This window comes from Streptomyces sp. NPDC048185 (assembly GCF_043202495.1).
GTDB lineage: Bacteria > Actinomycetota > Actinomycetes > Streptomycetales > Streptomycetaceae > Streptomyces.
The window spans coordinates 1-10,353 of sequence record NZ_JBIDAN010000025.1; the positions used below are offsets into that span (position 1 = coordinate 1).

Sequence of the window (10,353 nt, forward strand, 5' to 3'; positions counted from 1 at the left end):
CCGCGCGGGCGACGGAGCCGGGGTTGAGGCCGGTGGCCTTGGCGATCTCCGCGTTCGTGGACGTGCCGTCCTGCACCGCCTTGAACACGGCGACCTGGTTGTCGGTCAGGTTCTCCGGGAGGGCAGCCGCGGGGGCGTCGTCCTTCACCAGGCTCAGGGCCGGGGTCTCGGCGGCCGGGGCCGGGGCGGGCGCCGGCACCGCCGACAGCGGAGCGGCCGGGCTCTGCCACGGGTCGGCCTTGGGCAGTCCGGCGACCATGCCGTCCGTGACGTGCCACAGCCGGAGCGGGTCGGGGGTGCGCTTCTCGAACTGGAGCATCGCGCGGCCGGGGACGCCGTCGAGCCGCGAGGGCAGCCAGCCCTCCTGCTGCGCGGTCTCACCGAAGATCGCGCGCTCCGCCTCGCCGGGGTTGACCGTGAGCGACAGGAAGGCGGACATGTTCTCCTTCACGGCCGCCGGGACGCCGACCGCCTTGGTCGGGAACTGCGTCGCCCACACGAACTGGAAGCCCACCGACCGGGCCTCGGACCACAGCTCCTCGAACAGGTCGAGGACGTCGGCGTACTCGCGGCGCTTGGACATCCGGACGATGGCCGCGCCCTCGTCGATGACGACCAGGAGGTTGCGGTTCTCCGGGCGCCCGTCCGGAATCCAGGTGGCGCCGGTGGCGATGCCCTGGCGGCGGTGCATCTCGCGGGTCAGCTCCTTAGCCATCCCGTAGATGCGCGCCATGCGCTCCTCGCGGTCGGTCTCCTGGCCGACGCACCGCAGGCAGTGCTGCCAGCCGATCGCCTCCTGGCGCTTCGGGTCGATGACCACGGCCGTCCAGTCGTCGGCCATGACCGCGCGCATGACCAGCGGGCGCCAGGAGACCGACTTGCCCATGCCGGTCCGCCCGGCGGCGAGGATGTGCTTGCCCGCCTTCAGCGGCAGGTCAACGAACTCGCCGGTCACCTCGTCCACGCCGATGCCGACGTGGTCCGGCGTCCAGATCATGGAGATGCCGTCCGAGGCGGAGCGGGTGCGGATCACGATCAGCGCGCGGTCGCCGTGGCTGCCCCGGCTGATCTGCATCCGGGTCTCGGTCTTCATGCCGAGCAGCGCGCGGACCGAGTCGGCCTCGGCCGCGAGCTTCTTGGCAGACCAGCGGCCATCGAGCCGGACACCGCAGACGATCCCGGCCGGGGTCAGCTCGGGGTGCTCGGTGAGCGTGCCGGACAGCCCGCGCTCGTCGGCGTGCTGGACCCAGAACGTCGGGGCCAGCCGCTCCATCAGGCGGCGCTCCTCGGCCGACGCCTCGTCGTCCACCTGCACGGTCACCTCGCGGCGACCGAGGAACAGCGCGCCCGCGTTGAGCGCGATGAGACCGAGCGAGGTTCCCGCCGGCCACACCGTCCAGTGCTCCGCCGTGCTCATCGCGTACGAGGCGAGCCCGGCCGGGACCGTGTGCGCGGCGTGCACGCGGATGGCGAGCTGGCGCAGCGTCATCGGGTAGTTCTTCTTGGCCGTCTTCAGGTCGGCCCGCGCCGTCTTGGCGTGCCCGCGAGCTGCCTTGTCCGCCGTGCGGGCGGCGCGGCGGGCGCCGTTGAACGGGTTCTTGCTCGCCGCCTTCGCGGCCGTGCGCTGGCTCTTGGCGGTCGCGGCCGTCGACCGGGCCGACGTGTTCGCGCGCTGCGCCTCGATCAGCTTCTTCAGGTTCTCCGGGGTCCGGAGCGCCATCCGGCGGTCGGCCTCGGCGTCCCAGCGCTGGGCGAACGGGGCGCAGACCGGAGCAGCGGCGTCGAGGGCGCGGCCCGTGGCGGCCGTCGCCCGGTTGATCCGGTCCGTCGAGAACGTGAGGGTCGCTTTGGTGCCGGTGCCGATCTTGTTCCATGCTGCTGCGTAGTCCACGAGTGCTCCTTCAGTGATCGTGGATCAGGGCCGGGATTGCCGTTCGCGCGGCGTTCCGGCCCGCCTGATTTGTGGCGGTTTCCGGGACCGCAACCTTCCTTGCGGGCGGTTGCGCCCCCGCAAGCCCGTGACCTGCGGGTTTCGGTGTTGCGGTGGTTTCCGGGAGGGGGGCCCTACGCGTGCGCGCGCGAGGGACCCCGATTCGGAACCCATCCGGCGACCCCTCGGAAGGGGCCGCCGAACAACATCCATACTGTGGTAGCACAGTTGGTGTGTCAAGCCATACACTGTGTTAGGTCACCGCATTGGATGCTGTGCTAGATCACCGAACCGTTCACCCTCCGAAGGAGCCCGTCATGTCCTCGCTGGAGCGCACGCCCCCGTACCTCCAAGTCGTCGCCGCCCTGAAGTCGAAGATCGTCAGCGGCGAGCTGAAGCACGGCGACACGCTGCCGTCCGTGCGCGAGCTCGCGACGGAGTACGGCATCTCGACCGCGACCGCGCAGAAGGTCCACCGCACGCTGAAGGCGGAGGGCCTGGCGGAGGCCCGGCAGGGCTCGGCCACCACGGTCAGCACGCGCCGGACCCTGCACCGCACGGCCGCCGACCGGCTGGAGGCCGCACTCACCACCGGGCGGATCTACGCCGATGGCGAGTACGCGGTCATCACGAACGCCGACCTGACCACCCCGCCCGAGTGGGTCGCGGACCTCCTGGGCGTCGAGGGCGACGGCCCGGCCCTCCGCCGTCAGCGGGTCACGCACAACGCCGACGACGAACCCGTCAGCGCCAGCACGAGCTGGTTCTCCGCCGACCTCGCGGAGACCGTGCCCGCCCTGCTGTCGCGGGAGCGCATCCCCGGCGGCACCCCGTCCGCCATCGAGGCCGCCACCGGCCGGCGCGCGGTCGCCTCCGAGGAAGCCAGCGCCGCCGACGCGGCCACCCAGGAGCAGGCGAGCCTGCTCGGCGTCGAGCCCGGCGCCCCGGTCCTGCTGAGCCGGAACGTCTACGTCGACGCGCAGGGCGACACCGTCGAGGTCGGGGAATCCGTGGCGCCCGCCCGTCGCTGGCGGTCCCACCGGAGCTGACGCCTCGGCCCGCCCACACCGAAGCCCCCCGCCGATCCGTACTCGGCGGGGGGCTTCGTCGTGCCAGCTCCCGAACGTACCCGCACACGGCCCGCCACGGGGCCGCTGAGCGCCGTTCTACCGCTCCCGCGACTCTCAGCCCGCCCGAGCCCTCACGAGCCGTCAGAACGGCGTACAGGGCCGCGCCGTGGGAGCGTGCCGGTTACTGCGCCTCCGGCGGCCCTCCGGGGGGCCACCGCTCCCAGAGGGGTGGGGGATTGCGGGTCTCTGCGGGTCCGTGGGTGGTCGGCGGGTCGCGGGGGGTTCCCTCCGGCCGGACAGCCCTCCGCACCATGCCACGGAACCTGGGGGGGTTCCGCAAGCTCCACCCCCCCAGAACCCGCGGCCCACCGTGAGTGCCGCCCGACCGGAGGGAACCCCCCGCTCTGGCCCCGCCTTGGGGCAGGCGAAAGGCCGGCGGACCTACTCGCCGTCGGCGGCCTCGGGCTCGAAGAGGGTCGGGGCTTCCGTCGCCGGGGGTGCGGCGAGGCGCCGGCGCTTCTGCGAAACGGGGGCCGGGACCGGCGGGCGCGGCGCGGCCTGGCGGGCTTCCAGCTCCCGGAGTTGCGCGTCGACTTCGTCTATCGACCGCACCCATCCCTCGCTCGGGTCGGCGGCCGGGACCGGTGCCCGCGTTTCGTCAACTGTCGGAACTGGGTCCCGCCGGGTATCGACAGTTGACGAAACGGACCGCGCAGCGTCGGCCCGGCCGCGCGAGTAGGCGACCAGCTTCATCTCCGCTTCGCGTCGGGCCCGGTACGCGTACTCGCGGTGGGTGCGGGAGCAGTAGTCCCGGCTCCGGCCCACGCCGGACTGCTTGATCGGGCCGCCGCACCAGGCGCACAGCTTCTCGCCGTCGACGTCCCTCGGGGTGTCGTGCTTCATGCCGCCCGACCGTACGCGGTCGAAGCGCCGGCACTTCCGCCCGCGGCGACCCCGGCCGCGTTCCTCGAGTGCGTCACCGCCCACCGCCGTACGTCTCCGAGATGACGTACGGCGCCCACCGCCAGGAGCACGCCGACGCTCGTACACCTCTGGCACTTTTGCTCGCCGCCCCCACATCAACGACCGCTGTCCCCGCCCGACGGACCGCCTCGAACAGATTTTCCACACCTTTGCATCACGACCCAACGGCCGCCCATACCGCCCAAATCGCACACCTAGGCATTCCCAACAAGTCGGCCCTTGCGCAATGCGCACACCCTGTGCCAGTCTCTTGGTGTGCACAAAGCGCACACCCCCTACGGGAGAGGAACCACCATGGCCGTGACCGTGATCCGCACCGAGGGCTGCAAGGCGGAGATCACCTGGGAGCCCGAGGACGACATGCAGGGCTACCTCGTGCAGTCCGTCGACAACGAGCGTCTGGCCTACGCGCTGGAGTCGCTCGGGGCGAGCCAGGCCGGGCTGAGCGAGCCGACCGCGACCGAGGACTACGCCCTGGCGCAGGCGTCCGCCACGGCGTACCTCGCGCAGCTCCTGGAGCGCCGCGCCGCCGTCCAGGTCGTCAAGCTCCGCGACCACTACGGGATGTCGTGGCGGCGCATCGCCGTCCACCTCTTCGACGACGCCGACAAGCAGTCCAGCGTCCGGCGCATGTACGAGTCCGGCCGCCGGCACATCGGCATCTGATCCGCCGGGGCGGCCGTCCACTGCCAGGCGCACGGCCGCCCCTCGCTCCCAGACCCGTCACGAGCCAGGAGGAACCCATCATGACCGCCACCACGTTCGCCGCCGTGTTCGTCGCCCTGTACGTCGCGCACTCCGTGGGCGACCACTGGGTGCAGTCGAGCTGCCAGGCCGCGACCAAGGGCCAGCCCGGTTGGACCGGTCGGCTCGCCTGCGGCCGACACGTCCTCGGCCTGACGCTCACCAAGCTCGTGGTTCTGGTCCCGGTCGTGCTCGTGCTCGGCCTGTCCGTGACCGTCGTCGGTCTCGTGCTCGGCCTCGGCGTGGACGCCGTCTCGCACTACTGGGCCGACCGCCGTACGACGCTCAAGCGGCTCGCTGACCACGTCGGCAAAGCGGAGTTCTACTCGCTCGGCACCCCGGCGCACCCGGGCCACCCGACGACCGCCAAGGGCGAGTACGCGCCGACGCTCGGCACGGGCGCCTACGCACTCGATCAGAGCTGGCACATGCTGTGGCTCCTGATCGCCGCTCTGCTGATCGCCGCCGTCTGATCCACCGGCCACCACGAAGGCCCGCGCCAACCGGCGCGGGCCTTCGTCATGCGTGCACGCGTGCACGGGCACACCCGTGCACACCGACAGCTCGAAACAGGCACACCTCTTGCACTTCGCGCCGGAGGGCTCCCCAGGGAAGTAGTCGGCCCTGCGAGCAGCCGTCGGCCGACCCCTTGTCGTCCTGCTCAGGCCGCACGCCGCAGACCTCGTGCGGCCCACACCGACGCGACCCAGGACGCGACCGAGGGCGCGACGCAGGCCGGGACCGAGGGTGCGACTCAGGGCGCGACCCAGGACGCGACCACGGGGGCGTGCAAATGCTGCGCGAGCGCGGCGGCGGCGAGCACCAGGCGGTGGCCGTCGAAAGGCCGGCGGAACCTCGGGCCGTGCTCCGGAGGGGGTCCCGTACGGAAGTAGTCGGCGCCGCCGGACCCCTTGTCCGCGCACGTCGGCCGCGCGTCCAGCCGGACGACGAAGCGCCTCGACAGGCGCCTCGTAGGGCGCCTCGGGAGACGCCTCGTAGCGCGCCTCGTACGGCGCCTCGTAGAGCGCCCTGGAGGCAAGTTGTGGAGCAAGTTGAGCGGCAAGTTGTAGGGCACGTTGACGAGCAAGTTGTACGGCAAGTTGTAGAGCAAGCCGCCCCCGCGACCTTGATCAAACAGGGGTGAGGCACAAAGGGAGTTCCCCCGGCGGGGAACTCCGGACCACGCGCCGACGCTCAGCAGATCCGGGCAGCGAGTTGTGGGTTACTGATCCCAGTAACGCCCTCGCGCCGCGCCGCCTGACGGCAGCAGATCCCGGCAGCGAGTTAGTGCGAACTGACATCAGTTTCGCGGCGGCCGGGGACGGCCGGGGGTGTAAACCGACCCGTACACCAGCGTGTGACAGGGCCACCTCCGGACCCCCGCCCCGACCTGCACGGGCGCCCTTCCATCTCCGTGACCACCCACTCTCCGGGACCTCCGTGTGGGTGGTCACGGAGTTTCCAGGGGTTCAGGTCGGGGCGGGGGTCCGGAGGTGGACAAGGGGGTGCGGGTCGAGTTTCGGAAGGTGGACAAGGGGGGTGCAGGCTGAGTTTCGAAGGCGGGGTGAGGAGTTCGGCGGGGGGGGGTCGGTCGGGGGCAGCAGATCCGGGAAGCAAGGTAGTGCGAACTGGGCCCAGTTCTTGGCGGCCGGGGTTCGGCCGGGGTTACTCCTGGGTGGTCGCGGCGGCCTGCTTCCAGACGTGCTGGCGGCGGTCGGCGCGGGCGCGACGGAGGTCGGCCGCCTCCCGCTCCTTGCGCTTCGCCCGCGCGTCGTCGGTCTCACCCGAAGCGCCGGCCGCGTTCTCCGCCGACGCCTTCCACTTCGCCTCGTCCTCGTCAGCGGTGATCGCCCACACGCCCATGCTGTCGATGCCGACCAGGGCGAGCAGCGCGCGCACCGCGATGACGGGGTCCTCGTTGCGCTTCACCGCGTCGCTAGCCGCCTCGTCGACGTCGACCACGATCCGCTTGCGCCCGATCTCCAGTTGGGTGCGGGCGGACATGTGGATGCGGGCCGCGTCGGCTTCGCTGGCGTCTTCGGCGTCGACGGCCTGGCGGTCGGCGGCGTCCTGGTTCTCGTCGGTGCCGATGCCGTACGCCCGCTTCAGGCCCTCGGACCACGCCATGTTCTGGCCGCCCTTGGTGGTCAGCTCGTACTCGGCCCACAGCGCGGCGAGCTGCTCGATGGAGCCCCAGCCGGGAAGGTCGTCCGCGACCTGTCCGCCGCGCAGCGCGGCGAGGCGGAACAGGATGTCCATCGCCTTCATGTTGCCGCCGCGCGCCTGCTTCACGTGCGACATGGCCAGCTCCGCGCCCGCCGACCAGTCGGTGGCCACATCGGTGCCCTGGACCTTGGAGATGTACTTCCCGATCGCCGCCGCGTCCTTGACCGTGTAGACCCGCTTGAAGTCCACGCCGTCGCGGGCCGACGGGCGGAAGTCGGGGTTCGCGGCGGTGACGCCGTCGATCCACGCGGCCTTCCACTCCGCCTCGAAGAGGTCGAGGTCGGCGTCCGCCGGCCGGAAGTACGAGCGCACGGTCGGGTCCCACTTCTCGCCGGACCCGCGCTTGGGCTTCGGGTCCTGGCGGCCACCGAGGAACACGGCGACGTGCAGGTGCGGGTGCCAGCCGTTGACCTGGCCAACGGTCACCTCCAGGACGCGGATCGTGCCGACGACCCCGAGCCGGTTGCGGAGGTTCCCCGCGTTCGAGCGCGCCCACTTCCGGCCCTGCAGCAACCCCTTCCAGACCTCCCGGACCTGAACCCTGATCAGGTCCTCCAGGTCGTGGTTCGACCAGTGCCGCACGGTGAAGGTCACGAAGATGACCATCCCGCCGTTGCGGACGTGCTCCGTGATCGCGGTGTCCGCGTCCGTGGCCCGCTGGCCCCGGATCACCGTCTCGCACACCGGGCAGGCCCAGACCGACGCGCAGCGGTTCAGACCCTTCCGGCCGACCTGCTCGCCGTCGGACGACACGGTCAGGGTGACGCCCGCCGATTCGTCGCGGGCCGACCGGCGGCAGCCGCGGATCGACTTCAGCTTCGAGTGGTCCCACTGGTAGTAGAGCCCGCTGTAGTTCCGCCGCTTCCGCTCCTTGCGGCGCCGTTCGGCGGCTTCCGCAGCGAGTTCCTGGGGGGTCTTGGGGTCAGGGTCGGGAAACTTCTTTCCCTTCTTACCAAGGTGGTCACCTTCGGTGCCCTGTTCCCGCAGGTCAGGCCGCGTTTTCGGGGTGGTTTTGGCGTCCGCCTCCGACGCCCTTTTTCGGCAGTTAGGCGTGCAATATGACTGTCCGGGTGTCTTGCGCGTAAAGCGCCGTCCGCACCCCTTCCGGCGGCAGCGGGGGCGAGCGGCCTTGGAGACACGAACGGCCCCGGTCAGCGACGCGTCCGAGGGAGCGGTCGCCACAGGGGCCTGCGGTCCTGCATCATGGGAATGCACTACGTGAGCACCAATCCTGAGTCCGTGGAAAGTCTGGGGATCTTGGTGTTCGCTCCGGGCCCGTCGGTGACACGGCGGGCCCTTTGCGTTGTCTGATGTTGTGGGGGTGAGCCTGCCACAAAGTGGCGGACAACCAGGCGATATACGGCGTTAGACCCGTGCGGCTGATGTGACTTGATGGGCCGTAAGGAGCCCCGCCAGCGAAAGGCCGGCGGGGCTCCGGTGTTACGCGGCTTCGATCGCCCACTCCCACGGCTCGCCGTCGGCGGCGGCGCGGGCGGCAGCGTCGGCCAGGGCGCGGGCGAGGGCGGAGGCCTGCGGCTTCAGGTGCCGGTCGCGGGAGACCTTCAGCAGCACCTCGGAGACGCGGGCAGCGTCGGCGGCCGGGAAGGCCTGCGCCTCCCGCCCCTCCATAGCGGCGACCAGCGGGGCCACCGACTGCCGGTCGTTGTACGGCACGGCGTTGGTCACCCACGGGGCGAGGGCGACCACGTCCGCCAGGAGGTGGCGGTCCTGCCCGAAGAAGTCCGCGCCGTGGGAGACGACCAGGCTCGGTTCGGCGTCGTGGATCGCGGGTCGGCGGCTCATGCGGCGGCTCCCATCCGGTTGGCGAGGTGGGCGAGCTGGGTGGCGGCGGCGAGGATCAGCCGCACCTCGGGCTCGCCGTCGATCAGGAGTCGGGTCGAGGCGGGCGCCGGCGGAACCGGCGCGGGGGCCGGGGCCGGGCGGCGGCGCAGGGCCACCGCCAGGACCACGAGGGCGACCGCCACGGTGGCGAGGTAGGCGAGGGCGATCACGAGCCCACCGCCTCGGCCGTCGTGACGCGCTTCCAGGACGCCCGGAGCCGGGTCTCCCCGGCGCTGTGCCCGGCGGCGCGGAACGCGGCGGCCATGTCCCGGTAGCTCATGGGCGGGTGGGTGCTGGCCCGCAGCTCCGCCACGATCGCGTCGATCGCGTCGTCCGTCAGCGCGGGCGCCTCGATGGCGGCCAGCTCCTCGAACGAGCCCCAGATCGGGAGCTGCCAGCGCGGCTGTGCCCCGTCCTGTGACGCGGGCGTGACGCGCTCAGTCACGCAGGTCAGAGCCCTGCCGGTGCCGTCGCCCTGCCGGACGCCGTCCAGCTCCGACCACGCCCCGGCGAGCCGCCGGGCGGCCTTGGCCTGTGCCTCTGCGACGCGCTTCCCGGCGCCCGTCACGGCGTCGAGCCGGGTCGCCTCGGTGCCCGCCTCGGCCCGCAGTTCGGCCCGCGCGATGGCCGCCTGATCGCGGGCGCCCTGCTGGATCGTGGCGATCCGGTCGAGGGCGGCCGGGGTGAGCGCGGTCCGCTCCCACAGCCCGTGAACGAGCCACAGGGCCTTCGCCGCGAGCGGCAGCCAGGCGACCGCCAGCCACGGGCCGGGGGAGTCCTCCCCGAGCGCGTGGGCGACCAGGACGCCGGTCGCCACCGCGCCGAACCCCCAGCCGATGCCGGTGACCACGTTGTTGTGGTCGCCCTGCGCGGCCAGGCGCCGCTCGTACGCGAGGGTGGCCAGCCATCCGCCGTCGAGGCCGACGCCGACGACCAGGGCGACGCCCCACGGCATCGAGTCCCCGAGCCACATCACGATCACGGCCAGGGTCAGGACCAGGCTGACGGCCGTCACCAGGACCGCCGGGCCCACCGTGGCGAGCCGCTTGAGGTTGAGCTTCGGCATGGTCACTTCCCCTTCCGGATCTCGCGGATGAGCAGGTACGACACGCAGCCGCCGACCGTCACGGCGACGGCCACCAGGGCGACCGCGAGGAACAGGGCGGTCAGGACGCAGGCGCAGGCGGCGCCGCCCGCGATCCACGCGGCGACCGTGCCCTTGGAGCGGGCGCCGGCCTTTCCGTGCGAGCAGCTGCACGCGGCGTGCGCGGCCGGGGCCGGGGCCGGGGCGGCGGCCTGCACGGCCTGGACCACGGCGAGGATCTGCGCGATCTGCTCGGTGTTGGCCTCCGCCGCGCGGGCGTCGGCCACGGCCTGGGCGAGGTTGGCACTCATGCGGCGGCCTCCGTCCGGATCGTCGTGCCGTCCTTGGCGAGCAGCCCGCGCTTGACCAGGGCGTCGACCGCGCGGGCGACGGAGCCGGGGTTGAGGCCGGTGGCCTTGGCGATCTCCGCGTTCGTGGACGTGCCGTCCTGCACCGCCTTGAACACGGCGACC

At 72.2% G+C, this 10,353-nt stretch carries 11 protein-coding genes; 3 read left to right on the top strand and 8 right to left on the bottom strand.

Annotated features, from left to right (window positions below; genetic code table 11):
- The coding region (locus ACGF3H_RS36080; protein ID WP_393816612.1) for an FtsK/SpoIIIE domain-containing protein at positions 1–1,891 on the bottom strand (1,891 nt) is incomplete at its 3' end.
- Positions 1,892–2,247: 356 nt separating this feature from the next.
- Between ACGF3H_RS36080 and ACGF3H_RS36085 the strand changes: the two genes are divergently transcribed.
- Positions 2,248–2,979: a GntR family transcriptional regulator gene (locus ACGF3H_RS36085; protein ID WP_393816613.1), complete on the top strand. Its 732-nt coding sequence runs from the start codon at positions 2,248–2,250 to the stop codon at positions 2,977–2,979.
- A gap of 462 nt (positions 2,980–3,441) precedes the next feature.
- Here the strand turns inward: ACGF3H_RS36085 and ACGF3H_RS36090 are convergent, their stop codons facing one another.
- Entirely contained in the window at positions 3,442–3,903 is a 462-nt protein-coding gene (locus ACGF3H_RS36090; RefSeq protein ID WP_393816614.1) for a hypothetical protein, read from the bottom strand.
- Positions 3,904–4,278: 375 nt separating this feature from the next.
- On the opposite strand from ACGF3H_RS36090, the gene ACGF3H_RS36095 reads away from it, so the two are divergent.
- Together ACGF3H_RS36095 and ACGF3H_RS36100 are read left to right on the top strand one after the other, a co-directional pair.
- Positions 4,279–4,650 (top strand): hypothetical protein, encoded by a 372-nt coding sequence (locus tag ACGF3H_RS36095; RefSeq protein WP_393816615.1) that lies wholly within the window; start codon positions 4,279–4,281, stop codon positions 4,648–4,650.
- 80 nt (positions 4,651–4,730) lie between these two features.
- Positions 4,731–5,201 (top strand): transcriptional regulator, encoded by a 471-nt coding sequence (locus ACGF3H_RS36100; protein WP_393816616.1) that lies wholly within the window; start codon positions 4,731–4,733, stop codon positions 5,199–5,201.
- A gap of 1,192 nt (positions 5,202–6,393) precedes the next feature.
- On the opposite strand, the gene ACGF3H_RS36105 is transcribed toward ACGF3H_RS36100, so the two are convergent.
- The 6 genes from ACGF3H_RS36105 to ACGF3H_RS36130 form a co-directional block, all read right to left on the bottom strand.
- Positions 6,394–7,707: a hypothetical protein gene (locus ACGF3H_RS36105; protein WP_393816617.1), complete on the bottom strand. Its 1,314-nt coding sequence runs from the start codon at positions 7,705–7,707 to the stop codon at positions 6,394–6,396.
- A 687-nt stretch (positions 7,708–8,394) separates the two neighbouring features.
- The gene (locus ACGF3H_RS36110; protein WP_393816618.1) at positions 8,395–8,757 is read right to left on the bottom strand and encodes a hypothetical protein; all 363 of its coding nucleotides are present in this window, start codon (positions 8,755–8,757) and stop codon (positions 8,395–8,397) included.
- Positions 8,754–8,966 (bottom strand): hypothetical protein, encoded by a 213-nt coding sequence (locus ACGF3H_RS36115; RefSeq protein WP_393816619.1) that lies wholly within the window; start codon positions 8,964–8,966, stop codon positions 8,754–8,756. The genes ACGF3H_RS36110 and ACGF3H_RS36115 overlap by 4 nt, the downstream gene beginning before the upstream one ends.
- Positions 8,963–9,862, bottom strand: a complete 900-nt coding sequence (locus tag ACGF3H_RS36120) for a protein spdB (RefSeq protein ID WP_393816620.1) — start codon at positions 9,860–9,862, stop codon at positions 8,963–8,965. The genes ACGF3H_RS36115 and ACGF3H_RS36120 overlap by 4 nt, the downstream gene beginning before the upstream one ends.
- Positions 9,863–9,864: 2 nt before the next feature.
- On the bottom strand, positions 9,865–10,191 hold the full coding sequence (locus tag ACGF3H_RS36125) for a hypothetical protein (protein ID WP_393816621.1): 327 nt from the start codon (positions 10,189–10,191) through the stop codon (positions 9,865–9,867).
- Complete coding sequence (locus tag ACGF3H_RS36130; protein ID WP_393816622.1) at positions 10,188–10,346, bottom strand: winged helix-turn-helix transcriptional regulator; 159 nt, start codon at positions 10,344–10,346, stop codon at positions 10,188–10,190. Before ACGF3H_RS36130 ends, ACGF3H_RS36125 begins: the two co-directional genes overlap by 4 nt.
- Positions 10,347–10,353 lie beyond the last annotated feature (7 nt).

What these genes read in the sequence shown, in the direction of transcription:
- ACGF3H_RS36085 (WP_393816613.1), top strand. Translation starts at nt 2,248, where the DNA reads ATGTCCTCGCTGGAGCGCACGCCCCCGTACCTCCAAGTCGTCGCCGCC.
- ACGF3H_RS36090 (WP_393816614.1), bottom strand. Translation starts at nt 3,903, where the DNA reads ATGAAGCACGACACCCCGAGGGACGTCGACGGCGAGAAGCTGTGCGCC.
- ACGF3H_RS36095 (WP_393816615.1), top strand. Translation starts at nt 4,279, where the DNA reads ATGGCCGTGACCGTGATCCGCACCGAGGGCTGCAAGGCGGAGATCACC.
- ACGF3H_RS36100 (WP_393816616.1), top strand. Translation starts at nt 4,731, where the DNA reads ATGACCGCCACCACGTTCGCCGCCGTGTTCGTCGCCCTGTACGTCGCG.
- ACGF3H_RS36110 (WP_393816618.1), bottom strand. Translation starts at nt 8,757, where the DNA reads ATGAGCCGCCGACCCGCGATCCACGACGCCGAACCGAGCCTGGTCGTC.
- ACGF3H_RS36120 (WP_393816620.1), bottom strand. Translation starts at nt 9,862, where the DNA reads ATGCCGAAGCTCAACCTCAAGCGGCTCGCCACGGTGGGCCCGGCGGTC.
- ACGF3H_RS36125 (WP_393816621.1), bottom strand. Translation starts at nt 10,191, where the DNA reads ATGAGTGCCAACCTCGCCCAGGCCGTGGCCGACGCCCGCGCGGCGGAG.